General features: G+C 68.5%; 23 protein-coding genes, 1 tRNA gene and 1 pseudogene. 15 read left to right on the top strand and 10 right to left on the bottom strand.

Annotation, left to right across the window (positions count from 1 at the left end; genetic code table 11):
* The first annotated feature begins 1 nt into the window (after position 1).
* Complete coding sequence (locus tag N5096_RS13600) at positions 2-1,690, top strand: ribonucleoside-diphosphate reductase subunit alpha (protein WP_267665358.1); 1,689 nt, start codon at positions 2-4, stop codon at positions 1,688-1,690.
* A gap of 149 nt (positions 1,691-1,839) precedes the next feature.
* Here the strand turns inward: N5096_RS13600 and N5096_RS13605 are convergent, their stop codons facing one another.
* A complete protein-coding gene (locus tag N5096_RS13605) occupies positions 1,840-3,069 on the bottom strand; it encodes an SPFH domain-containing protein (RefSeq protein WP_267665359.1) in 1,230 nt (409 codons plus the stop codon).
* Positions 3,070-3,236: 167 nt separating this feature from the next.
* On the opposite strand from N5096_RS13605, the gene N5096_RS13610 reads away from it, so the two are divergent.
* Positions 3,237-4,541: an O-acetylhomoserine aminocarboxypropyltransferase/cysteine synthase family protein gene (locus tag N5096_RS13610; protein WP_267665360.1), complete on the top strand. Its 1,305-nt coding sequence runs from the start codon at positions 3,237-3,239 to the stop codon at positions 4,539-4,541.
* A 25-nt stretch (positions 4,542-4,566) separates the two neighbouring features.
* Here the strand turns inward: N5096_RS13610 and N5096_RS13615 are convergent, their stop codons facing one another.
* From N5096_RS13615 to N5096_RS13630, 4 genes are all read right to left on the bottom strand, one after another.
* Entirely contained in the window at positions 4,567-5,397 is an 831-nt protein-coding gene (locus tag N5096_RS13615) for an ABC transporter permease (RefSeq protein WP_267665361.1), read from the bottom strand.
* Positions 5,394-6,392, bottom strand: a complete 999-nt coding sequence (locus tag N5096_RS13620) for an ABC transporter ATP-binding protein (RefSeq protein WP_267665362.1) — start codon at positions 6,390-6,392, stop codon at positions 5,394-5,396. Before N5096_RS13620 ends, N5096_RS13615 begins: the two co-directional genes overlap by 4 nt.
* 42 nt (positions 6,393-6,434) lie before the next feature.
* Positions 6,435-8,594 carry an NAD-dependent DNA ligase LigA gene (gene ligA / locus N5096_RS13625; protein WP_267665363.1) on the bottom strand — a complete coding sequence of 720 codons (2,160 nt, stop codon included), beginning with the start codon at positions 8,592-8,594 and terminating at the stop codon, positions 6,435-6,437.
* A gap of 483 nt (positions 8,595-9,077) precedes the next feature.
* Positions 9,078-10,244, bottom strand: a complete 1,167-nt coding sequence (locus N5096_RS13630) for a metal-dependent hydrolase family protein (protein ID WP_267665364.1) — start codon at positions 10,242-10,244, stop codon at positions 9,078-9,080.
* A 150-nt stretch (positions 10,245-10,394) separates the two neighbouring features.
* Between N5096_RS13630 and N5096_RS13635 the strand changes: the two are divergent.
* Positions 10,395-10,700, top strand: a pseudogene (locus tag N5096_RS13635) (cell division protein CdpA domain-containing protein); the annotation flags it as partial.
* Positions 10,701-10,758: 58 nt separating this feature from the next.
* On the opposite strand, the gene N5096_RS13640 reads toward N5096_RS13635, so the two are convergent.
* Positions 10,759-11,031 carry a glutaredoxin family protein gene (locus N5096_RS13640; protein ID WP_267665365.1) on the bottom strand — a complete coding sequence of 91 codons (273 nt, stop codon included), beginning with the start codon at positions 11,029-11,031 and terminating at the stop codon, positions 10,759-10,761.
* Positions 11,032-11,123: 92 nt separating this feature from the next.
* Positions 11,124-12,305, bottom strand: a complete 1,182-nt coding sequence (locus N5096_RS13645; protein WP_267665366.1) for a CBS domain-containing protein — start codon at positions 12,303-12,305, stop codon at positions 11,124-11,126.
* Positions 12,306-12,451: 146 nt separating this feature from the next.
* On the opposite strand from N5096_RS13645, the gene N5096_RS13650 reads away from it, so the two are divergent.
* On the top strand, positions 12,452-12,841 hold the full coding sequence (locus N5096_RS13650) for a cupin domain-containing protein (RefSeq protein ID WP_267665367.1): 390 nt from the start codon (positions 12,452-12,454) through the stop codon (positions 12,839-12,841).
* A gap of 40 nt (positions 12,842-12,881) precedes the next feature.
* Here N5096_RS13650 and N5096_RS13655 read toward each other — a convergent pair whose 3' ends face one another.
* Entirely contained in the window at positions 12,882-13,685 is an 804-nt protein-coding gene (locus N5096_RS13655; RefSeq protein ID WP_267665368.1) for a M14 family metallopeptidase, read from the bottom strand.
* Positions 13,686-13,754: 69 nt separating this feature from the next.
* Positions 13,755-14,306 (bottom strand): DUF309 domain-containing protein, encoded by a 552-nt coding sequence (locus tag N5096_RS13660; protein WP_267665369.1) that lies wholly within the window; start codon positions 14,304-14,306, stop codon positions 13,755-13,757.
* Positions 14,307-14,456: 150 nt separating this feature from the next.
* Between N5096_RS13660 and N5096_RS13665 the strand changes: the two genes are divergently transcribed.
* The 3 genes from N5096_RS13665 to N5096_RS13675 all read left to right on the top strand — a co-directional run bounded on the left by N5096_RS13665 (position 14,457) and on the right by N5096_RS13675 (position 15,933).
* Positions 14,457-14,795: a hypothetical protein gene (locus N5096_RS13665; RefSeq protein WP_267665370.1), complete on the top strand. Its 339-nt coding sequence runs from the start codon at positions 14,457-14,459 to the stop codon at positions 14,793-14,795.
* A gap of 64 nt (positions 14,796-14,859) precedes the next feature.
* Positions 14,860-15,777: an EamA family transporter gene (locus N5096_RS13670; protein WP_267665371.1), complete on the top strand. Its 918-nt coding sequence runs from the start codon at positions 14,860-14,862 to the stop codon at positions 15,775-15,777.
* A 72-nt stretch (positions 15,778-15,849) separates the two neighbouring features.
* Positions 15,850-15,933, top strand: a tRNA-Leu gene (locus tag N5096_RS13675).
* A gap of 300 nt (positions 15,934-16,233) precedes the next feature.
* Here the strand turns inward: N5096_RS13675 and N5096_RS13680 are convergent.
* Positions 16,234-16,530 (bottom strand): DUF5789 family protein, encoded by a 297-nt coding sequence (locus N5096_RS13680; RefSeq protein WP_267665372.1) that lies wholly within the window; start codon positions 16,528-16,530, stop codon positions 16,234-16,236.
* A 275-nt stretch (positions 16,531-16,805) separates the two neighbouring features.
* Between N5096_RS13680 and N5096_RS13685 the strand changes: the two genes are divergently transcribed.
* The 8 genes from N5096_RS13685 (at position 16,806) to lhgO (ending at position 24,609) form a co-directional block, all read left to right on the top strand.
* Positions 16,806-18,077, top strand: a complete 1,272-nt coding sequence (locus N5096_RS13685; protein ID WP_267665373.1) for an outer membrane protein assembly factor BamB family protein — start codon at positions 16,806-16,808, stop codon at positions 18,075-18,077.
* Between the two features lie 116 nt (positions 18,078-18,193).
* Positions 18,194-19,849, top strand: a complete 1,656-nt coding sequence (pyrG, locus tag N5096_RS13690) for a CTP synthase (RefSeq protein WP_267665374.1) — start codon at positions 18,194-18,196, stop codon at positions 19,847-19,849.
* Positions 19,850-20,767 (top strand): glutamine-hydrolyzing GMP synthase, encoded by a 918-nt coding sequence (guaA, locus tag N5096_RS13695; RefSeq protein WP_267665375.1) that lies wholly within the window; start codon positions 19,850-19,852, stop codon positions 20,765-20,767.
* Positions 20,767-21,120: a DUF7126 family protein gene (locus N5096_RS13700; RefSeq protein WP_267665376.1), complete on the top strand. Its 354-nt coding sequence runs from the start codon at positions 20,767-20,769 to the stop codon at positions 21,118-21,120. The genes guaA and N5096_RS13700 overlap by 1 nt, the downstream gene beginning before the upstream one ends.
* An 82-nt stretch (positions 21,121-21,202) precedes the next feature.
* The gene (locus tag N5096_RS13705) at positions 21,203-22,510 is read left to right on the top strand and encodes an acetamidase/formamidase family protein (RefSeq protein ID WP_267665377.1); all 1,308 of its coding nucleotides are present in this window, start codon (positions 21,203-21,205) and stop codon (positions 22,508-22,510) included.
* Positions 22,511-22,710: 200 nt separating this feature from the next.
* Entirely contained in the window at positions 22,711-22,941 is a 231-nt protein-coding gene (locus tag N5096_RS13710; protein ID WP_267665378.1) for a DUF433 domain-containing protein, read from the top strand.
* Positions 22,938-23,264: a DUF5615 family PIN-like protein gene (locus tag N5096_RS16570; RefSeq protein WP_379790469.1), complete on the top strand. Its 327-nt coding sequence runs from the start codon at positions 22,938-22,940 to the stop codon at positions 23,262-23,264. The genes N5096_RS13710 and N5096_RS16570 overlap by 4 nt, the downstream gene beginning before the upstream one ends.
* 136 nt (positions 23,265-23,400) lie before the next feature.
* Positions 23,401-24,609: an L-2-hydroxyglutarate oxidase gene (gene lhgO / locus N5096_RS13715; protein WP_379790471.1), complete on the top strand. Its 1,209-nt coding sequence runs from the start codon at positions 23,401-23,403 to the stop codon at positions 24,607-24,609.
* Positions 24,610-24,805 lie beyond the last annotated feature (196 nt).

Consider the following 24,805-nt stretch of genomic DNA (forward strand, 5'->3'; position numbering starts at 1 on the left):
AATGGCACAAACAGAACTCGATAGCGTTGCGCAACGGCATAACGAACCGTTCTACTGGCTGAACGAGGACAGCAGAGAGTTCCTCAGAGACGGATACCTCCTTGAGGGCGTCGAAGCGGAGGAGCGAGTCAGACAGATAGCGGAGCGCGCCGAGGAGATCCTCGGTGAGGAGGGGTTCGCGGACAAGTTCTACGAGTACATGAGCCGCGGCTTCTATAGTCTCGCCAGCCCAGTGTGGTCCAACTTCGGACTGGATAGGGGCCTTCCTATCAGCTGCTTCGGTAGCTACATACAGGATAACATCGAGAGCATCCTCCACACCCAAGCCGAGGTGGGTGAGATGACCAAGCAGGGCGGCGGCACGAGCGGGTACTTCGGTGAACTGCGGCCGCGGGGCAGTCCGATAACGAACAACGGCAAGAGCAACGGGAGTTACAGCTTCACGGAACTGTTCGATACGATCATTAACGTCATCAGCCAGGGCGAAACCCGACGAGGGCAGTTCGCCGGCTATATCGATGTCGAACACGACGACTTGGACGAATGGCTTAATATCAAAACCGAAGGGGACCCAGTACAGGACATCTACTACGGCGTCATCATCGGTGACGACTGGTTTCAGGCGATGATTGACGGCGATGAAGAGAAGCGAGAGACTTGGGCGGATATCATCGAGACCCGAATCAATATCGGCGTTCCGTATATAATCTTCCGGGGGAACATGAACGAGGGTAAACCACAGGTCTACAAGGACAAGGACTACCAGATAAACGCGTCCAACCTGTGTACTGAGATAGCGCTGCCGGCCACGGAAGACGAGAGCTTCGTCTGCTGTCTCTCGAGTATGAACGCTCTCCACTACGACGAATGGAAGGACACCGACGCAGTGGAGACGTTGACGCGGTTCCTGGACGCGGTGATGGAGGAGTTCATCCAGCGCACGGAGGGCGTACGGTTCATGGAGCGGGCCGTTCGGTTTGCGAAGCGACACAGGGCGATAGGGATCGGCGTCCTCGGGTGGCACAGCTATCTCCAGCGCAACATGATCCCCTTCGACAGCATGGAGGCGATGGAGAAGAACGGGGAGATATTCCGGACGATCAGAGAACGGAGCTACGAGGCGAGTGAAGCGCTCGCCGACGAGTTCGGGGAACCGGAGGTTCTCGAGGGCTACGGCAGGCGAAACACGACGACGATGAGCGTGGCTCCGACGAAGTCGAGCAGCGTCATTCTGGGCCAAGTCAGTCCGAGTATTGAGCCGCTGAAATCGAACTACTTCGTGCGAGACGGTGCGAAGCTAAAGTCGACGCAAAAGAACAGATTCCTTCAAGAGATACTGGCGGAACGGGGCAAAGATACGCGCGAAGTCTGGGACAGCATCGCGAACAAAGACGGGAGCGTTCAACATCTCGACTGTCTGACGGACAAAGAGAAAGAGGTGTTCAAGACCTTCGCCGAGATACCGCAGATGGCGATCATAAACCAGGCGGCACAGAGACAGACGTACATCGACCAAGCGCAGAGCGTGAACGTCTCGATCGATCCGAGTGAAGTGAGCGTCAAGGAGATCAATCAGCTCTACATAGAAGCTTGGAAGAAGGGGGTCAAGAGCCTCTACTATCAGAACAGCGTGAATGCCGCACAGAAATTCAGTCGGGATATTCTCGAGTGTAGAGCCTGTGAGAGCTGATCGCTACTCGTAGCGGCTCGCCTCTCGTCTCAATCACTCTGTCTCCGACTCCAGCTCGATGTCCCGGTCCGCCACGGGGTGGACATCTTCGGCTCTGGGAACGTCAGCGATCGTCTCCATCGACGATGTGTGGCAGCCGCGAGTCGGGCTTACGTCCCCGGCCGCTCGCTTTCGGCCTCCAGCTCGATGTCCCGGTCCGCCTCCCGGGTCTCCTCCTCCTGCCGGGCGAGGTCGACGTCGTCGACCGCCTCGGCGTCGCGGGTCTCGTCGGTCCGCAGGTCGCTGTCGGCCACCGTGTCGAGCTGCTCGAGGGCGCTCTCGATGTCCTCCAAGCCGAGCATCTTCTCCGTCTCTTCGTCGAACTCCTTGCTCTCTAACCCCTCCATGTCCTGCACGTCGGAACCGGAGAGGGCCTTGCCGTAGCGGCCGACGAGGCTGGTGAGCTCCTGCGGGAGGACGAACGTCGTGGACTCGCCTTTCCCGATCTCCTCGAGAGTCTCCATCCCGCGCTCGATGATGGCGCGCTCGCCCATCGACTCGGCGGAGCGGGCCCGCAGCACCGTCGAGATCGCGTCCCCCTGCGCCTCGAGGATCTGGCTCTGCTTTTCGCCCTGCGCGCGGATGATGTTCGACTGCTTGTCACCCTCGGCCTGCTCGACCGCGGAGCGGCGTTCCCCCTGCGCTTCGAGGATCATCGCGCGGCGCCGACGCTCGGCGCCGGTCTGCTGCTCCATCGCGCGCTGGACCTCCTGAGACGGACTCACCTCGCGGACCTCGACGGCCTCGACGCGGATCCCCCACTCGTCGGTCGGCTCGTCCAGCTCCTCGTTGATCCGGTCGTTGATCTGGTCGCGTCGGGAGAGCGTGTCGTCGAGCTCCATGTCGCCGAGGACGGCCCGGAGGGTCGTCTGCGCGAGGTTCGAGACGGCGTTTTTGTAGTCGTCGACCTCCAGAAACGCCTTCTTGGCGTCCATCACCTTGATGTAGACGACCGCGTCCGCCGTCACCGGCGAGTTGTCCCGCGTGATCGCCGACTGGCTCGGCACGTCGATCGTCTGGGTCCGCATGTCGAACGCGTACGTCCGCGAGACGAACGGCGGGACGAGGTGGACGCCCGGTTCGAGCAGTTTCCGGAACTCGCCGAACACCGTGAGCGCCTCCTTCTCGTAGGCGTCGACGATCTCGACCGCGCTGACGACCGTGACGGCCGCCAGCAACACCGCGAGCGCCGCGACGCCGAAGACGAGACTCCGGCTGAGGAGGGCGAATCCGACGAGCAGCGCGGCTCCCAGGGCCGTGTACTGCCAGACGGAGTCCGGGATGCCGCCCATCGCGTCCTCCAACTCGAGGGTATCGTCGCGCGGACCTTGGGTTCCCATACTCGACGTTACGGGCCGACGCTGTTAACGGTTGTCACGAGAGGGATCGCTCGATCCGGAACCGCCGGCGCGCCGCCGAGATCCGTCCCCAAGCCCCGTCTCCGAGGTACCGGAAACGTCCGCAAGGTCCGGGCGGGTTTAAGCGCACGGCGCGCCCACGAAAGAGTATGCCAGCCGACGAAGACGACGTCGACCGCGAGTTCCGCACGCGAAGCGTCCACGCGGGGTCAGATCCGGACCCGGCGACCGGCGCCCGCGCCACGCCCATCTACCAGACGACCTCCTACGAGTTCGAGGACGCCGACCACGCCGCTCGGCTGTTCGCGCTGGAGGAGGCGGGCAACGTCTACTCCCGGATCATGAACCCGACGAACGCCGCCCTCGAAGAGCGGATCGCCTCCCTCGAGAATGGCGTCGGCGCGGTCGCCACCTCGTCGGGGATGGCGTCGCTCGACCTGGCGACGTTCATGCTCGCGTCCGCCGGCGACAACATCGTCTCCTCGTCGGCGCTGTACGGCGGCACGTACACGTACTTCACCCACTCCGTCGAGCGGCGCGGGGTCTCGACCCGGTTCGTCGACCCGCTCGACTACGAGGGGTACGCCGACGCGATCGACGAGGACACCGCCTACGTCCACCTCGAGACCATCGGGAACCCGGCCCTGGTCACGCCCGACATCGAGCGAATTGCCGACATCGCTCACGAGCACGGTGTCCCCCTGTTCGTCGACAACACGTTTGCGACGCCGTACCTGTGCCGCCCGCTCGATCACGGCGCGGACCTCGTCTGGGAGTCGACGACGAAGTGGCTGACCGGTAACGGGACCACCGTCGGCGGCGTCCTCGTCGACGGCGGCTCCTTCCCGTGGGCCGACTACCCCGAGAAGTTCCCGGAGATCGCGCAGGACAACCCGGCGTACCACGGGATCAACTTCGTCGAGGCGTTCGGCGACGCGGCGTTCACCTTCGCCGCGACGACGCGGGGGCTCCGAGACCTGGGCGACCAGCAGTCGCCGTTCGATGCGTGGAACACGCTCCAGCAGACGGAGTCGCTCCCGCTCCGGATGGAGCGCCACTGCGAGAACGCCGGCATCGTCGCGGAGTACCTCGAGGAGCACGAAGACGTGGCGTGGGTGAACTACCCCGGACTGGAGAGCCACGAGACCCACAACGAGGCGAGCGAGTACCTGGAGGGTGGCTACGGCGGCATGATCACCTTCGGGCTGGAGGGCGGCTACGACGCCGCGAGGGGAACCGTCGAGAACGCCGACCTCGCCTCGCTGCTCGCGAACGTCGGCGACGCGAAGACGCTCATCATCCACCCGGCGTCGACGACCCACCAGCAGCTAACGGAGGAAGAACAGGAGGCCGCCGGCGTCACCGGCGACATGGTGCGGCTCTCCGTGGGCATCGAGGACCCGGCCGACATCGTCGCGGACCTCGAGGCCGCGATCGAGCGCGCGTCGGCGTAGCCGGTCCCGAGGCGGCCGTTCCCTCTTATAAACCGTCGGTGTCGAACTTCCAGAGCCCGACCAGCGGCGGCGCGATCGTCCAGAACACGAGCATCGACGCCGCCGAGATCTGCCGGTTGACGGTCTCGCCCGTGAACAGCTGCCCGCCGAGGAACGCGTTCGACAGGATCTCCACGCCGGTCTTCGGGTTCGACACGCGGAGGAACATCCGGACCTGCTCCGTCGACAGCGGGAGCGGGTCGACGATCCCGCCCGCGGCGCCGAGGAACTGCCCGGTGACGGCGCCCCACAGCAGCACGAAGAGGACGTAGATCGAGACGCCCCCGATCAGCGCGCGCCGCTGGGTCGACGCGGCGGCCGAGCACCCGACCGCGATCGCGACGAAGACGACGCCGAGGACCGCGGCGAAGACGGTGAACCCGAAGTACGAGCCGGCGTTGAACGCCGCGATGCCTCCGGTCTGCGCGAGCACGGCCAACACGGCGGCGGGCAGCAGGAAGCCGGCGAACACCGCGACCGACAGCGCGGCGCCCCGACCGACGACCTTCCCGAAGACGACGTCGGCCCGCGAGTGCGGCAGCGAGAGGAGCAGCTTCAGGGAGCCGGACTCGCGCTCCCCGCTCACGGCGTTGTAGCCGATCACGACCCCGACGAGCGGGACGAGCGTCGTCACGAGGAACGGCCTGACGAAGAAGCGCAAGAGGAGCTCCGTCGCGAACTGCTCTCCCTGTCCGGTCGGTCTGATCACGAACGCGAACACGGCCACGAGCAGCGAGAACAGCGCCACGAGGGCGATCATCCCGCGCGAGCGCACCGCGTCCTGGAAGTCCTTCTCCGCGATGGCGACGAGGCTCATCGCTCCACCTCCTCGTCGGCGGCGTCGGCGCCGCCGGTCGACGATCCCTCGTCTGACGCCCCGGTCGTCGGCGCGTCGCCCTCCGTGTACGCCAAGAAGAGGTCCTCGAGCGACGCCTCCCGGGTGTGGAAGTCGTCGACGGCGACCCCCGCGTCCTCCAGCGCGGCGATGACGCGGGTCTTGGCGCCGTCGGCACAGCTCACGACGAGCGCGTCGCCGTCGCGGTCGACGCGGCTGACGCCGTCGACAGCGCGCACCGCTTCGACCCCGGCGTCGCCCGCACCCTCCGTCCCGTCCGCGCCGCCGACCGCGATCTCCAGCGTCTCCTCGCCGCCGACGGCCTCGCGGAGCCCCTCCACGGAGTCCTCGGCGACGAGCTCGCCCTCCCGGAGGATGCCGACCCGGTCGCAGACGGCGTCGACCTGTTCGAGGATGTGCGAGGAGAAGAAGACGGTCGCGCCGCGGTCGGCCTCGCGCTCGACGATCTCGCGCATCTCCTTCGCGCCTGCGGGGTCGAGCCCGGACGAGGGCTCGTCGAGGACGAGCAGGTCCGGGTCGCCGACGAGCGCCATCGCGAGCGCGAGCCGCTGGCGCATCCCCTTCGAGTAGCCGCCGGCCTTGCGGTCGGCGTCGTCGAGAATTCCCACGCGCTCTAACAGGTCGTCCGGGTCGTCATCGGCCTCCTTCGACCGGACCGCGAACTCGACGTGTTTCCGGCCGGTGAGACGCTCGTACACCGAGAAGCCGTCCGGGAGCACGCCGGTCCGCTGGCGGATCGCGACCCCGTCGCCGGTGGCGTCTCTCCCGAGGACGCGCACCGTCCCCGAGGTCGGGCGAACGAGGTCAAGCAGCATGTCGATCGTCGTCGACTTGCCGGCGCCGTTCGGGCCGAGGAACCCGTACACCTCGCCCTCCTCGACGGTGAGGTCGAGGTCACGGACGGCCGTGACGTCGCCGAACTCCTTTCGCACGCCACGCAGCTCGATGGCGGTCATACCCCTCGTTCCAGCGTCTCGGGATAAAGGGTTGCGGGTTCGCTACTCGCTCTCAGGTGGCCACGCTACGCCGCGCTCCCCGAGCAGGTCGGCGAACGCGTCTTCGTCGAGGACGGGAACGCCCTCGCCGTCCGCGTCCTCGCGCTTCGACCGCCCGGGGTCCTCGCCGGCGACGAGGTAGTCGGTGTTGCCCGAGACGCTCGACGTGGCGTTCGCCCCGTGCGCCTCCACGTGCGCCTGCGCCTCGCTCCGCGTCGCCGACAGCGACCCGGTGAAGACGACGGTGAGCCCGTCGAGCGCGTCACCGGTCTCGCCGTCGACCGACTCGGGCCCGACGCCGCGCTCGCGGAGCCCCTCGATCGCGGCCCGGTTCTCCTCGTTGTCGAGGAACGTCCGGATCGAGCCGGCCACCTCGGGACCGACATCGTCGACCGCCCGCAGCGCCGCCTCGTCGGCGTCGAGGAGGGCGTCGAGGTCGCCGAACTCCGCCGCGAGCGCGCGGGCGGTGGTCGCCCCCACGTCGGGGACCCCGAGTCCGGCGAGGAATGCGTCGAGCGGCGGCTCCTTCGTCGCCTCCAGCTCGGCGACGAGGTTCGCGGCGCTCGTCTCGCCCCACCCCTCTAGGGCGGCCAGGTCCTCGACCGTCAGGTCGTACAGGTCCGGCAGCGACTCCACGAGGCCGGCCTCGCGGAGCTGCTCGACGCGTTCGGGTCCGAGCCCCTCGATGTCGAGCGCGTCCCGCCGCGCCCAGTGTTCGACCGCCCGCTCCAGCTGCGCCGAGCAACCGAGCCCGCCGGTGCAGAACGCGAGGGGGCCGTCGCGCTCGACGGGGGCGTCGCAGATCGGACACGTCTCGGGGAACTCGTAGGCCCCCTCCGAGCGCTTCTCGACGACCTCGGGAACGTACGGGATCACGTCGCCGGCGCGGTAGATCCGGACGTGGTCGCCGACGTTCACGCCGAGCGCCTCGATCTCGGCGGGGTTGTGGAGGGTCGCCCGCGAGACGGTGACGCCGCCGACGTCGACCGGGTCGAGCTCGGCGACGGGGGTGAGCCGCCCGGTCCGGCCCACCTGCACCGTGATCCCCTCGACGGTCGTCGTCGCGGTCCGCGGCGGGAACTTGTAGGCGAACGCCCAGCGCGGCGCCCGCGACGTCGACCCGAGCGCCTCGCGGTGGGCCCGGTCGTCGACCGCGATCACGACGCCGTCGATCTCGTAGTTCAGGTCGTCGCGCTCGGCCATGAGGCGGTCGCGGTAGTCGATCGCGTCTTCGACGTCGCCGACGCGATCCACTCGGCTGGCGCGGCGGAGCCCGAACGCGTCGAACGCGTCGAACTCGTCCCAGTGGGCGTCGGGGCGCTCCGGGGGGTTGGGTTCGCTCTCTCCGCTATCGCCGGTCTCCCACACCAATACGTCGAAGAAGAAGACGTCGAGCGGACGCTCGGCGACGACTGCGGGGTCGAGCTGGCGGAGGGTCCCGGCCGCGGCGTTGCGGGGGTTCGCGAACGGCTCCTCGCCGCGTTCGATCAGCGCCTCGTTGTACGCCTCGAACGCGTCGCGGGGCATGTAGGCCTCGCCGCGGACCGCCAGCGTGGCCGGCGGGTCGCCGCGCAGTTTCCCGGGGACGGACCGAACCGTCCGCACCTGCTCGGTGACGTCGTCGCCCTCGGTCCCGTCCCCGCGCGTAGCGGCGCGGGCGTAGACGCCGTCCTCGTAGATCACCTCGACGGAGAGCCCGTCGAACTTCGGCTCGCAGACGTAAGCGACGTCGTCGGGGTCGAACCCATTGGCGCTGAGCCCGCGCCGGACGCGCTCGTCGAACTCCCGGACCGCGTCGGCCTCCGTCGCGTTGTCGATGGAGCGCATCGGCGCGACGTGCTCGACGGTCTCCAACTCGTCGAGCGGCGCGCCGCCGACGCGGCGCGTGGGCGAGTCCTCGGTCGGGAGATCGAACGCCTCCTCCAGCTCCTCGAGCCGGGCGAACAGCCGGTCGTACGTCTCGTCGGGGACGAGGGGATCCGCCTCGACGTAGTAGCGGTGGTCGTGCTCGCGGACCGCCGACCGGAGCAGCGACGCCTGTCCGGCGGCGTCCTCGGCCGAGAGCTCGTCGACCGGCTCGAAGTCGGTCGGCGGCGCCTCGACGTAGGGGTTCTCGTCTGGATCCGCGTGCCGGGCGGACGACCCGGAGTGCGCGCTCGTCATCGGGCGATCCTTGCGGCGGCTCGGATTAAAAACGCGGGTTCGTCTTCGACTCCTGTTCGGACTTAGCGGTGAAGGTCTCCGAAGCCCAAGCCGCTCGCTTATAAATACCTGATTGCGGATCGGCGGTGAACGCCTCCAAATCCCCAGCGGCTCGTTTATAAGCAGGTGATGACGGATCAGCAGTGAACATCTCCAAAGCCCCAGCCGCGAGGACTCGCGCGGCTTGTTGCGCGCTTCAGTCGCTCGTTTCATTCGCTCCTTCCAGTGCTTACTGCGCCGGGCTTCGTCCTCGCGGCTGCCCCTTTGAGCCCCACCCTGCCCCGCACGGCAACCGCACCTCACGCCTCCCCAGCCTCGCGGCTCCCTTCGGTCGCCGCGTCCCTCGCACGCGCTCCTCGCGGTCGCCGAGAGCGACCGCTCGGAGGCGCGCGCCACCGCAGAGGCATTTATAAACGATCGATCCCACCCGAGAAAGATTCTCTTTTATACCATCCGCTCGCCCGCGGCGAACACCGCCTCGGGCTCCTGCCACGCCTCGACGTCCTCGGTCGGGTCGGCGTCGAGGAGGACGAGGTCGGCTTGGTACCCCTCCTCGATTCGGCCGATGTCGTCGATTCCGAGCAGGTCGGCGGCGTTGACGGTGGCGGCCTCCAGCGCCGCCTCCGGCGAGAGGCCGTAGTCGACCATGTACGCGAGCTCCTGCGGGATCTCCTCGAAGAAGTTGAACGGCGTCCCGGCGTCGGTGCCCATCGCGATCGGGACGCCGGCGTCGAGCGCGTGGTCCCACGCGTCGTCGAAGCGGTCGGCGGCGTCCTCGGCCTTCGCGACGGCGTCTGCGGGGATCCCGGCCTCGACCCCGTTGTCGACGATGCCCCGGAGCGCGCTCGCGGTCGGGACCCAGTAAGTCCCCCGCTCGGCCATCATCTCGGCGGCCTCCCGGTCCATGAACGTCCCGTGTTCGACGCTGGAGATCCCGGCCTCGACGGCGTTCTTGATCCCCGCCTCGCCGTGGGCGTGGGCCGCGGTCGGCGTGTCGGTCGGCGCGGCCGCGTCGGTGAACGCGGCGAGCTCTTCGGGCGTCAGCTCGGGGGCGCCCGTCACCGCGCCCTCGGTGAGAACGCCGCCGGTCGCCATGCACTTGAGCACGTCAGCGCCCGCCTTCAGCTGCTCGCGGGCCGCCTTCCGGACCTCGGCCGGCCCGTCGGCCTCCCGGCCGAACCAGTTGCCGTGGCCGCCGGTCATGATCACGTTGCGGCCGCACCCGAGGACCCGCGCGCCGTCGAGGTCGCCGGCGGCGACCGCCTCGCCCGCGTCGAGCGCGAGCGTCCCGCGGCTCCCGAGGTCGCGGACGGTCGTGACGCCGGCCTCGACCGCGTCCTGAAGGTTCCCCGCGGCCCGGTAGCTCGCGGCGTAGTCGCTTTCGGAGACCGCGGTGGAGACGTCGGGACGCCCGTCCATCATGACGTGGACGTGCGCGTCGATCAGCCCGGGAGCGACCACCTTGCCGCCGGCGTCGATCTCCCCGTCGACATCATCGGCGTCGCCCTCGACGTCGTCGCCGACCGCGACGATCTCCCCGTCCGCGATCGCCACGTCGGCCTCACGGATTCCCGCGGCGTCGACGACCCGTCCGCCTCTGAGTACGTACATACTCCAACGAGGGGCGGTTCGACGGGTAAACGCTCGGGTCGCGGTCGTTCGGCCGTCCGTAGCTGTCATGCTGTCACACACAACCACATATAACAGGCCGGAGAATGTCAAACCACGGAAACGAATGGCGAACCGGACCGAGAGGGCGGGGTGTACGAACGGCGAATTGGCACCCCGACAACGAACGACGAGGCGAACGGCTACTGGCTGTTCGGGTTCGGCGTGCTGCTCGGGCTGCCCGGCGTCGCGTTGTTCTCCGTCACCGAGTCGGTGACGGTCACTCGCGGTATCGGGTACAGGCTGGCTGCGTTGGCGCCGCCGTTCATCATGCTCGGGGCCGTGATCCGGTTCCCGCTCCGCCGAGCGGGGACGTACCTCGGGTATCTCGGGACCGCCGTCAGCGTCCTCGGCGTCGTCTGGTTCGTGAGCATCTTCCCCGGCGCGGAGACCGAGACCGTTGACGCGGACGAGTAGGGGCCCAGACGGTCGACGTCGTTGGCTTTTAAATACCGGATCAGGACGCCGCCAACAGCTTCAGCCGCAGCTCGCGCTCGTCGACCTCGTACTTGAACGCCGGGTGGCCGTCGATCAGTACGTAGGGGACCCGCTCGCCGTACTCCTCGGCGAGATCGGGGTCCTCGTCGACGTCGACCATGTCGAGGTCGATCGCCACGTCGATCCCCCCGGCGGTCTCCTCGATGGTCTCCCGGGCGGCGTCACAGAGGTGGCAGTCCTCGCGGGTGTACACCGTCACAGGGACCGCGGCCGTCGCGTCGGACTCGCTCATGGTCGCTCGTTCGGTCGGCGGCGAAGAGTGGCTTTCGGTCGCCGCGCCGTCCCCGATTCGGGCCGTCGACCCGCACGCGGAGCTCCCTCGGCTCAGAACACGTCGGGGTCGTCGCCGACCCGTCGGCGCCCGCTGATGACGCTGGGCGTGCCGCCCGTCTGAATGATGCTGAACGCGGTCATCAGGTCCGAGCGCGAGATGATCCCGACGAGCTTCTCCTCCCGGTCGACGACCGGCAGGCGGCCGACGCCGTGTTCCTGCATCGTCTCGAGCGCGGTCACCGCGCCCGCCTCCGGGCCGACCGCGACCACGTTCGTCGCCATCACGTCGTCGACGCGGTAGGCGTCGCGCTCGACCTCGCGGACCGACCGCGCGTCTTCCAGGGTTACCATCCCGACGAGGTCCTCGCCGTGCAGCACGGGATAGCCCGTGTGGCGCTCCTCGAACATCCGGCTCATCAGCTCCGCGACCGAGGTGTCCTCGGCGACGGTGTGGAGGTCCGCGCGGCGGGTCATCACGTCGTCGACGGTGACATCCTCGAAGGCGGCCTTCAACGTCGTCTGCTGGGCCTCGCCGGAGGCGGCCATGTAGACGAAGAAGGCGAGCACGATCAACAGCAGCTGGAAGGTGAACAGGCCGACGATCCCCATGATGAACGCGAACGCCTTCCCGACCGCGGCGGCGCGCTGGGTCGCCTGCGCGTGCGGCTGGTTCCGGGCCAGGAGCGCCCGGAGGACGCGCCCCCCGTCCATCGGGAACGCCGGGAGCATGTTGAAGGCAGCCAGCACCACGTTCAACAGCGCGAGGTAGCCGAACACGAAGCGGACGGCGTTCGCCCCGGCCGGCGCCAGGGCGAACACCGCGTAACAGCCGACGCCGACCCCGACGCTGACGAGCGGGCCCGCGACCGCGATCCAGAACTCGTGTTTCCAGTCTTCGGGGAACTCCTCGAAGCTGGCGAGCCCGCCGAGCAGCCACAGCGTGATCGACTCGATCTCGTAGCCGTACCGCATGGCGACGACCGAGTGGCCGAACTCGTGGAGGAGGACGCCGCCGAACAGTCCCAGCCCCGCCGCCAGCCCGAGCGCCCACGGCGTGAGCCCCCCGGCCAGCGCGGCCGGGTCGATCCCGGCGCCGAGTGCCCCGTTCATCACCTCGGCGATCATCCCGACCTGCGAGCCGATGAGGTAGGCGAAGAGGGGCAACACGATCAGGAACGTCCAGTTGAGCCTGACCGGGATCCCCAGCGCCGTCCCGATCTTGAGTCCACGCATACGGCCGGGTTGGTCCGGTGTCCGTTTAAACATCCGGGCGGCGGCTCCCGGGGCATCCGCCGACGGTTTCGAGGGACGCGCGACGCCGCCTCCTCCCGTCGCCGCTCGGCCGCCGTTTATAAGCACATCGCCGTCGATCGGTCGGTATGGGCGACACCACTCACGGCGAGGCGGCGGACGGGGTCCTGAAGCGCGCCGACGGGATCGACTACGAGGCGGTCGACGCCGCCGACGGGCTTCGGAAGGGAGTGCTCCTCGACGAGTCCGACGGCGCCCCGCACTTCGCGATGCGGCGGTTCGAGCTCGCGCCCGGCGCCGCGGTCCCTCGCCACACCAACGCGGTCGAACACGAGCAGTACGTGCTCGCCGGCGAGTACGTGGTGGGGATCGGCGACGAGGAACACATCGTCTCCCCCGGCGACGCGCTCCTCGTCCCGGCCGGCGCCGAGCACTGGTACCGGAACGAGGGCGACGAGCCGGGCGCGTTCATCTGCGCGGTGCCGAACGGCGACGACGAGATCGAACTGGTCGAATAGCCCGTCTCGGCCCGTCGAAAGCTCACCTCAGCCCCGCCGCTCACTCGATCGTCCCGACCCGGTCCGCGACGTAGCCGAACTGGTCGCGGTAGCCGTACGGCGACAGCAACACGGGATAAAAGGGCTCGTCGGCGCGGAGCTGCTCCTCGCCGGCGGCCGCGAACGCCTCGCCGACCTCCACCCGCTCGAAGTTGCGCGCGAACACCTCGTACGCCTCGGCCTCTGGCTTCGGGATCCGGTCGCGGAGCCGGAACACCTCGACGGCGTCGCGGCCGCCGGCGTCGACCGCCTCGTCGGCGCCCGGTGCCCGGAGCGCCCCGGTCGCGGCCAGGAACGCCCGCGTCAGCCAGTAGGCGTTGTCGGCGGCGCTGTCGGAGCCCTGCAGGCCGGCCTCCACCTCGAGCGTGTGCGGGTGCTCGATGAGCCGCCCCTCGGTGAACGCGTCGGTCTGGATGACCACGTCCACCGGGAGGTGGGGAGCGACCGCGCGGGCGACCTCGTCCACGGAGTCGATCACCGCGAACGGCTCGGCGGACGACTGCGTCGAGTGGATCGCGAGGGTGGTACACTCCTCGACCTCGGCGAGGAGTTCGGCGGCCAGCCGCTCCTCGAGGGCGTCCGAGTCGGGGTCCCCGGGGAACGCCCGATTGAGGTCGGCGTCGAGGTAGCGCACCCCGGCGTCGAGCGCCGCCTCGTTGGCGACGATCAGCCGCACCGGTCGCTCGACGTCGGGGTCGCTGTCGACGAGCCGTCGAACCGCCCGGGCGCCGCAGGGCTCGTCGCCGTGGATCGCGCCGACGACCGCGACCTCGGGCTCGCCCTCGCCCAGTTCGTACACGTCCATACCCTCTCGACGGGCTCGGCCGGTAAGTCGCGTTCGGATCGCCGCGGAGCACTCCCCGCTCGATCCGACTCAGTGCGCCTCGTCGATCCGCTCGGCGTACTCGTAGTCGGCCGGGTACGCCTCGGGCCGCGCGTCGTCCAGAGCGATCCGCCACCCGTCGAGCGCGGCGGGGTCGCCGAGCGCGGCCCGGAGCGTCGCCCGCACGTCATCGACGTCGACGCCGTAGAAGTCGTCTGGAATCCCACGGAGGTACTCCAGCGCGGTCTCGAACAGCGACCGCATCCCCGCGTCGCTCTCGAAGTCGGCGCGCTTGTACGCGCCCGCCGCGACTTGTACCATTCCATGAAGAAAGGCGCTTTCAGCGGTTCCGCTCCCGTAATTATACCACTCGTCCTCGAAGCAGTCGTGCGATTCGTGGTACTCGCCGGCGTTGAAGAGCCGGACGCCGTGCTCCGTCGCCCGCCGGAGCGTGGCGTGCTCCCAGTGCCCCCCGGCGACCCGGGCGTCGCCGGGAGAGCCCCCGGTGTCCCGGTCATCCGTGTCGCCGCCGCCGGCCGCGTGCCACCCGGTCGGGTCCCCGAGCGGCGGGGCGACGCCGGGGTCCCGGGTGTGCTCGTCCATGCCAGAGTAACGGGCGGCGGGGGTGCTAACGGTTTCGCGCCGACGTCGGGGGAGCGTCACCGGCCTCGTCGCCTCGTCGCCGGCGCGACACTGACGCGTAAGTGTGCGACACGCGCAATATTAATGCCTCTCCAGCGCCTCGATACATCCATGCTCGACAGCGACGAGATGCCGTGTAGCGAGGTCGACGACGGGTCGAAACGCAAGGTCGGATCGTTGCTCGTGATCGGACAGGGGCTCCTCACCGCGGTCGCCCCCGGGCTCAGCGTGTCGCTCACGCGGAAGCTCCTCGCCAAGAACTTCGAGAACGCCGACGAGCTCGAAGCGAAGCCGGCGTACCGCAGGCAGCTCCGCGCCGTCGGCATCGGCGCCGCGGCGGCCGGAATCGCCGGCTACGCCATGGAGGTCGCGAGCGAGGGCGCCACGGACGAGGTGACGTCTCCGGGCGACGAGACGCCCCCGAACGACGCCGACGAGGCGGCCGCGTAAGCGACCGCGCACGCGCTCGCCGGGATCGAACCCCTCTTTCCTGCGGCCGACGTTGAGTCGGTCGATGGACTTCGGGCTCCTCTTCGCGATCGGAGCCGCGTTCGTGTGGGGGAGCTACATTTTCGTATTGAAGCGCTCCTTCTCCGGCTACCCGCCCGCGGGGCTCACGGTGCTCATCAACGCGGCGGCGATCGCGTGGTTCCTCCCCGTGACCGTCGCGACGAACGACCTCGGCGCGGCGGCGCTCGCAGGCGACCCGCTCGGTGCAGCCGGGACGATCGCGGCGTCGCTGGCGGCCGTCGACCCCGTCGCGGTCGCGGTCGTCGCCGGTACCGCGACGGCGACCGCGGCCGCGTTCGTGCTCTTCCTTCGGGCGATCGAGGGCGGCGACGTCTCCTACGTCACGCCGATCAACAAAGTCGTCCCGATGTTCGTGCTCCCGCTGGAGGTGCTGCTGCTCGACCAGGTCCTCGCGCCGATCCAGGTCGCCGGGGTCGTCCTCGCCACCGCCGCCGTGTACGTCGCGAACTACGAGCCGGGGAGCCTGCTCGCGCCGCTCGTGAGCGCGGCTCATTCCCGGCCCGCACAGCTCGCCCTGGTGAGCGCGGCGTGTTACGCCGTCGCCGACCTCGGGAAGCGCGTGGCGCTCCAGGAGCTCGCGATCCCCGGGACGCTCTGGGTCCCCCTCCTCCTTGCCGGGGCCGGACTCGTGCTCCTCCCCGCCGCGGTCCGGACCCCGCCCAGCGTCACCCGGCGCGACGCGCCGAAGTTCCTCGCGGCCGGCGCGCTCGTCGCGCTCGGCGAGCACCTGACCACCGTCGCGTTCGCGTCGCTCCCGGCGAGCGTCGCCTCCCCGGTGATCAACACGCAGGCGATCGTCGCCGTCGTGCTCGGAGGGATCGTCCTCGGCGAGCGCTACTTCCGGGTCCGGCTCGTCGCCGCCCTGCTGGCTGTCGTCGGCGTCACGATGATCGCGCTGTGAGGGTCCCGATACCACCTCGGTGGCGTCCAACCGACGAGATAAAGAGGTGCGGTACCGAACTGCCGGCCGCGTGCGAGGGTAGCCAAGCCCGGAAACGGCGGCGGACTCAAGATCCGCTCCTGTAGAGGTCCGTGGGTTCAAATCCCTCCCCTCGCATGAGCGCGTCCACAACGCGCGAATGCACACGGGGAGAGAATTTGAGTCAGGGAGCGCCTCTGGCGCGACCGTGGTTCAAATCTCTCCCCTCGCATCGCCGGGGTCCACCCCCGTGATGCGGAAGACGCTCTCGGAGCGCTCTTCCCTCGCAAAAATTCTCGAACCCGACGAGCGACGGCTACGCGTACGCGCCACCGATACTATTTAACCACTCCGCGGCAGACGCCATCCGTCCCGGTGCGGTCGGGACCCCGTACCTCTCCCTAGAGCGGTCCCGGCCCCGGACGACCGGGTCGGTCGTCAGAAGGAGATCCTGGAGTCGCCGTCCGCCTCGGCTCCGAGCGTCGCGCTGCCTCGGTCGTCGTAGTATTTGCGGCCGATGAACGTGTCGTCGAGGTTCCCGACGATCGCGGCGTAAAGCGCGTCCGAACTCCGGTAGCCGTCCTCCTCGATCGGGTCCAGTATCTCTCGAATGGTCATCGAGTCGCCGGAGGGAGACGTGATCTCGGTCGCACCGATCTGTTCGACCACGGCTGTCTGTGTCAGCGGGAACTCGAGCGACTGATCGACCATCTGCTCTGTGTCTGTGTATTCCATTTCTGTTGTTTCCGACCGGCATTCCGGTCTCCGTGTCATCCGGCAGGCGACGGAGATGAATCAACCCCGTCAGTTTTTATCCGACGTGAGTTTTTGATTATCCGTGTCACACGCCTCTCGGCTCTCCCGCCCCTCGCGGCTCCGAGGCGGTCGCGCCGATCGGCCGAGGACGTGGCGACCGGCGACGTCCTCGGCGGCCGGTACGGAGGACCGACGGCACGGTCGGTCGCGCCCGAACGCCGTGCCTTTTTGTTCTCACCCGCGAACCGACTCCCATGACCGAACGGACACGCCGCGACTGGCTCCGCGCCGCCGGCGGCGTCGGCGTCGCGGGACTCGCCGGGTGTAGCTCGCTCGGCGACGTCTCGCCGACCGACGGCGACGACGGCGGACCCGGCTTCGACGGGGGCGCCGACCTCCCGCTGCGCCTCGCCGACCGCCCGCAGTCCCCCGACGGGCTCGCCTCGCAGTTCCGACAGGGGCTCCGGAACCACGGCCACGTCGACGCGGCGATCCCCGAGACCGTCGAGGTGGAGTGGTCCGTGCCGGCGAACCGCGGCGACCACACCGCCTCGAAGGGGAGCCCGATGCCGGCCCCGTCTGGCGACGTCCTCCTCGCTGACGACACGGGCCGCGTCCAGTCGATCGCGACCGACGGGGCGGTGAACTGGTCAACCGACGTCTCCGACGACGACCGCGGGAGCCACGGCACCCCCGCGATCGCCGACGGCACGGCGTACGTCGGGACCTACGACGGCGTCGTCTCCGCGGTGACCGTCGAGAGCGGCGAGGTGGAGTGGCAGACCGACGTCGGCGACGCGGCCGCCGCCAGCCCGACCTACCGCGAGGGGACGCTGTACGTCGCCGTCGAGTACGCGACCCCCAGCGGGACCGTCGTCGCGATGGACGCCGAGAGCGGCGAGGTGGAGTGGCGCGACGACCGGCCGACCGACCACCCGCACTCGACGGTCGCCGTCGACCTGGAGCGCGACCGGTTCCTGTTCGGCTCCAACGACGGGAACGTCTACGCGTGGTCGTTCTCGGACCGGGAGCGCGCGTGGACGTACGACACCGGTGGCGACGTCAAGGCCCCGATCGCGGTCAGTCGGGGGATCGCGGTCGTCCCCTCGTGGGCCGAGACGGTCACCGCCGTCGACGTCGCCGACGGCACGGCCCTGTGGGAGTTCGAGGCCGACGACATGGTCATGTGCGCGCCCGCCGTCCACGACGGGACTGCCTACGTCGGGAGCCACGACGGCAACGTCTACGCGATCGACCTGGCGACCGGCGAGGCGGAGTGGTCCACCCCGGTGAACGGCTGGGCGACGGGCAGCGTGACCGCGACGAACGGCCACGTGCTCGTCGGCTCGTACGACACGCACCTCTACGCGCTCGACCGCGAGGACGGCTCGGTGACCTGGTCGGTCGAGGGGAGCGGTGACGTGACCAGTGCCCCGTTCGTCACCGACGACGCGATATACTACGCCGAGCGCGCCCCGGAGGACTCCGAGGAGGCCGGGATGTGTTACAAGCTGGTCGGGGCGTGACGCGGTCGCCTCGCGACTCGGACCGCCGGCCCGACGCTCCCGGCGGGAACGTCACGAACGTCCGCTCGAAACGGAGGGTCCGAAACGGTTTTGCCGGCCCCTGACGGACGGTCGATATGCCAACGGATCCCGACACAGGGTACGACCCGTCGCTGGGTCGGAAGTTCGTGTTCGTCACCGGCGGCGTCATGTCCGGGCTGGGGAAGGGGATCACCGCCGCCAGCACCGGGCGACTCCTCGCGAACGCGGGCTTCGACGTCACCGCGGTGAAGGTTGACCCCTATCTCAACGTCGACGCGGGGACGATGAACCCGTACGAGCACGGCGAGGTGTACGTCCTCAAGGACGGCGGCGAGGTCGACCTCGACTTGGGCAACTACGAGCGCTTCCTCGGCACCGACATGACGTTCGACCACAACGTCACCACGGGGAAGACGTACCAGCACGTCATCGAGCGCGAGCGCGCCGGCGACTACCTCGGCAAGACCGTCCAGATCATCCCGCACGTCACCGATGACATCAAGCGGCGCATCCGCGAGGCCGCCGAAGGGTCCGACGTCTGTCTCATCGAGATCGGCGGGACGGTCGGCGACATCGAGTCGATGCCCTTCCTCGAGGCGCTCCGCCAGTTCGCCCACGAGGAGGACGACGAGGACATCCTCTTCACCCACGTCACGCTCGTCCCCTACTCGAAGAACGGCGAGCAGAAGACGAAGCCGACCCAGCACTCGGTGAAGGAGCTGCGATCTATCGGCCTCCAGCCCGACATCCTCGTTGGCCGCTCCGAGGACCGACTCGACCCGGAGACGAAAGAGAAGATCGCCCTCTTCTGTGACGTGCCCACCGACGCCGTCTTCTCGAACCCCGACGTCGAGGACATCTACCACGTCCCGCTGATGGTCGAAGACGAGGGGCTCGACGAGCACGTGATGGACCGGCTCGGGCTCGCCGACGAGGCGCTCCCGAAGGCCGAGCGGTCGACGGAGTGGCGCGAGCTGGTCACCCGCGACCGCGACCGCGAGCTCGACGTCGCGCTCGTCGGGAAGTACGCCCTCGAAGACGCCTACATGTCGATCCACGAGGCGCTGAAACACGCCGGGATCCACACCGAGACCGAGGTCAACGTGCTCTGGGTCGACGCCGACGAGACCCGCGCCGAGCACGAGGACCGCCTCGCGTCGGCCGACGCGGTCGTCGTCCCCGGCGGCTTCGGCTCCCGCGGGACCGACGGGAAGATCGAGGCGGTCCGGTACGCCCGCGAGAACGACGTGCCCTTCCTCGGGCTCTGTCTCGGCTTCCAGATGGCGGTCGTCGAGCACGCGCGCAACGTGCTCGGGCTGGAGGACGCGCACTCCGCCGAGATCGACCCCGACACCCCCTCCCCCGTCATCGACCTCCTCCCCGACCAGTACGAGACGGAGGACATGGGCGGGACGATGCGGCTCGGCGCCCACGAGACCGACATCGAGCCCGGCACGCTCGCGGCGTCGGTGTACGACGCCGACGCCTGCACCGAGCGCCACCGCCACCGCTACGAGGTGAACCCCGAGTACATCGACGAGCTGGAGGCCGACGGGCTCGTCTTCTCCGGGCGCGCCGACAACCGGATGGAGATCTTAGAGCGTCCCGATCACCCGTTCTTCTTCGGCACGCAGGCGCACCCCGAGTTCCGCTCGCGCCCCGACCGCGCGAGCCCGCCGTTCGTCGCCTTGGTGGAGGCGGCGCTGGGATCGACGGACACAACCGAACGGAACGCGGACGTGACGCTATAGATGGTCGAGACGGAGGCATTCATCGACGAGGCGAAAGCGGAGATCCGGGAGGCGATCGGCGACGCGAACGCCGTGATCGCCCTCTCCGGCGGGGTCGACTCCTCGGTCGCGGCGACGCTCGCCTACGAGGCGGTCGGCGACCAGCTCACCCCCGTCTACGTCGACACCGGGCTGATGCGGAAAGGCGAGACCGAGGAGATCCGCGAGACGTTCTCCTTCATGGAGTCGCTGCGGGTGATCGAGGCGCAGGAGCGCTTCTTTGACCGGCTCGCCGGCGTCACCGACCCCGAGGAGAAGCGCCACGTCATCGGTGAGGGGTTCATCGACGAGTTCGAGAGCGTCGCCAACGACGTCGGTGCCGACTACCTCGTGCAGGGGACGATCTACCCCGATCGCATCGAGTCGGAGGGGAACATCAAGTCGCACCACAACGTCGGCGGGCTCCCCGAGGTCGTCGACTTCGAGGGCATCGTCGAGCCCGTCCGCGACCTCTACAAGGACGAGGTCCGAGAGGTCGCCCGCGAGCTCGGCTTGGAGGAGGTCATCTCCGAGCGCATGCCGTTCCCCGGGCCCGGGCTCGCCGTCCGGATCGTCGGCGAGGTGACCCCGGAGAAGGCCGACGTCGCCCGCGAATCGACCCACGTCGTTGAGGAGGAGCTCGAGGAGTACGACCCCTGGCAGGCGTTCGCCGCCGTCCTCGGGAAGGCCACCGGCGTCAAAGGCGACAACCGCGTGCACGGCTGGGTCGTCGCCGTGCGCTCGGTCGAGAGTCGGGACGGGATGACCGCTCGCGCCCAGGAGATCGACTGGAGCACCCTCCAGCGGATCCAGAGCCGCATCACCGGCGAGAACGACGACGTCGCCCGCGTCGTCTACGACGTGACCCACAAACCGCCCGCGACGATCGAGTACGAGTGATGACGGACGAACCTATCGCCGTCGTCGCCGGCGCCGACGAGCACGGGCTCGGCGAGGAACTGGCCGCGCTCGACGTCGATATCCGCCGCATCGAGGGGCCCGTCACCGCCGACGCGCTCTCCGAGGCGGGGATCGACGAGGCCGACCACTTCGTCCTCACCGACGTTGCGGAGGCGACCGGCATCCCGATCGCCAAGGAGCTGAACCCGGACGCCCTCGCCGTGACGTACGCCGAGCGGTCGCTGCCGGAGTTCGTCGCCGGCGTCGCCGACCTCGCGATCGACCCGGCCCTCATGGACGCCGCCACCGTCGCCGAGGAGCTGGTCGACGGCGCCGCAGACCGCGCTGCGTAGCCGGTCGGTCCGTGTCATCTTTTTAAGCGTCCGTTCCGCGAACAGCAGCGTTATTTCGGTCTCTCGCGTAGAGTGATATGGTATGTCACAACAGAACGTGAGCGAGGAGCTGTACGTCGATCAGTACACGCTGGGGCTTGTCGGTCCGGACCAGGAGTGGGCCGGTACCGTCGCCGACGGCGGGAGGGTGAAGACGTACACGCCGCCGGGGTGTTGGGGACCGATGGTCACTCCCTCGTTCCGGGGCGGCCACGAGGTGACGCGGCCGATCCGGGTCGAGGGAGCCGAGGTCGGTGACGCCGTCGCCATCCATATCCGCGACGTGGAGGTGACCAGTATGGCCACCAGTACGGGATCGATGGCCGAGCGCGAGGAGGCGTTCACCGACGACCCGTTCGTCGACCACCGCTGTCCGGAGTGCGGGACGACATGGCCCGACTCGGTCGTCGAGGGGACCGGTGAGGACGCGATCCGCTGCGCCGAGTGCGGCGCCAACGCCTCCTCGTTCGGCTTCGAGTACGGCTATACCGTCGCGTTCGACCACGAGAATGCGGTCGGCGTCACCCTCGACGAGGAGGGCGCCCACGAGCTCGCGACCGACGCCGACGAGGCGATGGACATCCCCGAGAACTCCCGGCAACACCCCATTCTCCTGTACGAGCCCGACGGGATGCCCGGCACGCTCGGCCGCCTCCGGCCGTTTATCGGGAACATCGGGACGACGCCGTCGGTGACCATGCCCGACTCGCACAACGCGGGCGACTTCGGGCAGAGCCTCATCGGCGCCGACCACGACTACGGCGTCGAGACGGAGGAAGACCTCGAGAAGCGCACCGACGGCCACATGGACATCCCCGAGGTCCGGCCGGGGGCCACCCTCATCTGCCCTGTCGACGTTGACGGCGGCGGGATCTACGTCGGCGACCTCCACGCGAACCAGGGGGACGGCGAACTCTCCCTCCACACCACCGACGTGAGCGGCACCGTCACCATGGACGTCGAGGTGATCGAGGGGCTCGAGCTCGACGGGCCCGTGCTGCTCCCGAACGAGGACGACCTCCCCTTCATCAGCGCGCCGTACACCGACGCGGAGCGCGAGGCCGGCCGCGAGCTCGGCGCCGAGCACGGCGTCGAGACGGAGACGGAGATGGCACCGATCCAGGTAGTCGGCTCCGGCGCCACCGTCAACGACGCCACGCAGAACGCCTTCGACCGCGCGACGAAGCTGCTGGACATGAGCGAGGGCGAGGTCCGGGGACGCTGCACGTTCACCGGCGGCGTCCAGATCGGCCGGCTCCCGGGCGTCGTCCAGCTCGACATGCTCGCGCCGCTCGACGTCCTCGAGGAGCGCGGCCTCGATAGGCTGGTCCGGGAGCAGTACGACCTGTAGCGCCGACGGCGTCCCTCCGTCCTCGCCGGCGCCCTCGACTGCCCCGAACGACGGGGGTGTCATAGAACTATTCGCAAGGGCTTGATTTCATTCAGGATTCGGTGAATCAGCCGTCAGAACGACTCTGCGTGATGAGCGGAGCGAATTGGTGTGATCCACTCAACCACGAATTTCAAGTTAGTGTATAATCAATCTATGGTATGGGAATCGTCCGGGACTCCGAACACAGTGACGGTGCGCCGACAATCGAGGAGACGGGAATTCGTGTCAAGGATATCGCCTCGGCGTACGAACACAGCGGCTACGACCCCGACGAGATTACACAACTGTACCCTGACCTCAGTCTCAGTGACGTCCATCGGGCGCTCGCGTACTACTACGATCATATCGGCGACTTCCGGTCGGCGTCGTCTGAACCGGCATCCGTATGACACGGCCGTTATACTGTGACGAGAGTATATGGCTTCCTGTTGCTGACGGACTCAGCAGACGCGGATGGACAGTTCACACTGCCCGAAATGAAGGTTCTCTTGGCGACTCAGACCGCGAGCAGTTGAGATACGCGGTCGCAAACGACTGGCTTCTCCTGACGTTCGACGATGATTTTCTCTCACTCGTTGAAGGTCAAGAACTCGAACATCGAGGTCTGATCTACGTACAGCAGGCCGGACGGCAAATCGGCGATGTCGTGAAGGTCGTTGATGAGCACCTACAGAACCGATCCGAAGACGATCAGTCGATTCAGTACTTGTGATCTGTCAGCCAGAACTGTTCCGTAGATCCACTGTACTGAACGATTCACGGGCGGTTACTGAGGTATGTGAACTGTTCTATAACACCCTCCCGAACGGCACCTATATTACACCACTCTCGGATCCGTCGGACGAACAATGATGCGCCACGACGTCGCCATCGTCGGCGGCGGCTGCGTCGGGCTGTCGGTCGCCAAACACCTCGCCGAGCGCACCGACCTCGACGTCGCCGTCTTAGAGAAGGAGCACCACCTCGCCTCCCACCAGAGCGGCCGGAACTCCGGCGTGCTCCATCCGGGGTTCAACTACCCGCCGGGCTCGAAGAAGGCGCGGTTCGCCACCGAGGGGACCGCCCGCATGAAGGCGTACTGCGAGGAGCACGATATCCCGTGCGAGGAGCTGGGCGTCCTCGTCGTCGCGACGGACGACGAGGAGGAGGCGCGGCTCGACGAGCTCGCCGAACAGGCCGAGGCCAACGGCGTCGCCTACGAGCTGCTCGACTCGCGCGAGGCGATCCGCGAACACGAGCCGCACGCGGAGGGCCAGGCCGCCTTCCACGCCCCGGAGGCCGCCTCCGTCGACTCCGAGCAGTACGTGTACGCGCTGGCCCGCGAGGCCCGGGAGCTCGGGGTCACGGTTTATACCGGCTACGAGGTCTCACAGATCGAGGAGGCGGCCGAGGGGTACCGGCTCGACACCAGCAACGGTCGGTTCGAGGTCCCGTCCCTCGTCAACGCCGCGGGCCTCCACGCCGACACGCTGGCCCACCAGGTCGGGGTCGGCGAGGAGTACCAGGTGGTCCCGTTCCGCGGCGAGTACTACGAGGTGCGCCCCGAGCGCGCGCACCTCTGCGAGACGATGATCTACCCGACGCCGAACCCCGAGCTCCCCTTCCTCGGCGTCCACTACACGCGCCGCACCGACGGCAAGGTGATCGTCGGCCCGAACGCGGTCCTCGCGTTCGGCCGCGAGGCGTACGACAACACAGATATAAACCCCCGCGAGCTGCTGGAGACGCTCACCTACGGCGGCTTCCGGCGGCTGCTCGCCTCGCCGCTGATGCTCTCGGTCGCGTGGGCGGAGCTGAACAAGTCGTATCGGAAAGGGAAGTTCGCGGCCGCCTCGCAGAAGCTGGTCCCCGACGTGCGCGCCGAGGACCTCGAAAAGAGCTACGCGGGCATCCGCGCGCAGCTCGTGAGCGCCGACGGCGAGCTGGTGAAAGAGCCGCTGTTCGTCGAGCGCGAGGACGCCGTTCACGTCCTCAACGCGGTCTCCCCCGGACTCACCTCCTCGCTGCCCTTCGGCGAGCACATCGCCGAGCGGCTCGCGGCGAAGGTCACCGTTTAAGTCTCGACCGGCCGACGTTGGGACCACCGGCCGCGGGACGACGCCGACGGAGCGCTCGCTCCGGTCCGGTGCGTCCCGCTCTCAGGACCATGACACCCCACGCGTACCCCTCGACTCGCGGCGGCCCCGTCCGGGTCGCCACCGACGGTCGCACCGCCTCCTCCGAACGTTCCCCCGTCCCGGACCGAGGGGGCCG

The sequence above is a fragment of the Halorubrum yunnanense genome (assembly GCF_026586675.1).
In the GTDB taxonomy this organism is placed as follows: Archaea; Halobacteriota; Halobacteria; order Halobacteriales; family Haloferacaceae; genus Halorubrum; species Halorubrum yunnanense.

Coding starts and splice junctions, on each gene's coding strand:
- N5096_RS13600 (WP_267665358.1), top strand. CDS start 2: ATGGCACAAACAGAACTCGATAGCGTTGCGCAACGGCATAACGAACCG.
- N5096_RS13605 (WP_267665359.1), bottom strand. CDS start 3,069: ATGGGAACCCAAGGTCCGCGCGACGATACCCTCGAGTTGGAGGACGCG.
- N5096_RS13610 (WP_267665360.1), top strand. CDS start 3,237: ATGCCAGCCGACGAAGACGACGTCGACCGCGAGTTCCGCACGCGAAGC.
- N5096_RS13615 (WP_267665361.1), bottom strand. CDS start 5,397: ATGAGCCTCGTCGCCATCGCGGAGAAGGACTTCCAGGACGCGGTGCGC.
- N5096_RS13620 (WP_267665362.1), bottom strand. CDS start 6,392: ATGACCGCCATCGAGCTGCGTGGCGTGCGAAAGGAGTTCGGCGACGTC.
- ligA (WP_267665363.1), bottom strand. CDS start 8,594: ATGACGAGCGCGCACTCCGGGTCGTCCGCCCGGCACGCGGATCCAGAC.
- N5096_RS13630 (WP_267665364.1), bottom strand. CDS start 10,244: ATGTACGTACTCAGAGGCGGACGGGTCGTCGACGCCGCGGGAATCCGT.
- N5096_RS13640 (WP_267665365.1), bottom strand. CDS start 11,031: ATGAGCGAGTCCGACGCGACGGCCGCGGTCCCTGTGACGGTGTACACC.
- N5096_RS13645 (WP_267665366.1), bottom strand. CDS start 12,305: ATGCGTGGACTCAAGATCGGGACGGCGCTGGGGATCCCGGTCAGGCTC.
- N5096_RS13650 (WP_267665367.1), top strand. CDS start 12,452: ATGGGCGACACCACTCACGGCGAGGCGGCGGACGGGGTCCTGAAGCGC.
- N5096_RS13655 (WP_267665368.1), bottom strand. CDS start 13,685: ATGGACGTGTACGAACTGGGCGAGGGCGAGCCCGAGGTCGCGGTCGTC.
- N5096_RS13660 (WP_267665369.1), bottom strand. CDS start 14,306: ATGGACGAGCACACCCGGGACCCCGGCGTCGCCCCGCCGCTCGGGGAC.
- N5096_RS13665 (WP_267665370.1), top strand. CDS start 14,457: ATGCTCGACAGCGACGAGATGCCGTGTAGCGAGGTCGACGACGGGTCG.
- N5096_RS13670 (WP_267665371.1), top strand. CDS start 14,860: ATGGACTTCGGGCTCCTCTTCGCGATCGGAGCCGCGTTCGTGTGGGGG.
- N5096_RS13680 (WP_267665372.1), bottom strand. CDS start 16,530: ATGGAATACACAGACACAGAGCAGATGGTCGATCAGTCGCTCGAGTTC.
- N5096_RS13685 (WP_267665373.1), top strand. CDS start 16,806: ATGACCGAACGGACACGCCGCGACTGGCTCCGCGCCGCCGGCGGCGTC.
- pyrG (WP_267665374.1), top strand. CDS start 18,194: ATGCCAACGGATCCCGACACAGGGTACGACCCGTCGCTGGGTCGGAAG.
- guaA (WP_267665375.1), top strand. CDS start 19,850: ATGGTCGAGACGGAGGCATTCATCGACGAGGCGAAAGCGGAGATCCGG.
- N5096_RS13700 (WP_267665376.1), top strand. CDS start 20,767: ATGACGGACGAACCTATCGCCGTCGTCGCCGGCGCCGACGAGCACGGG.
- N5096_RS13705 (WP_267665377.1), top strand. CDS start 21,203: ATGTCACAACAGAACGTGAGCGAGGAGCTGTACGTCGATCAGTACACG.
- N5096_RS13710 (WP_267665378.1), top strand. CDS start 22,711: ATGGGAATCGTCCGGGACTCCGAACACAGTGACGGTGCGCCGACAATC.
- N5096_RS16570 (WP_379790469.1), top strand. CDS start 22,938: ATGACACGGCCGTTATACTGTGACGAGAGTATATGGCTTCCTGTTGCT.
- lhgO (WP_379790471.1), top strand. CDS start 23,401: ATGATGCGCCACGACGTCGCCATCGTCGGCGGCGGCTGCGTCGGGCTG.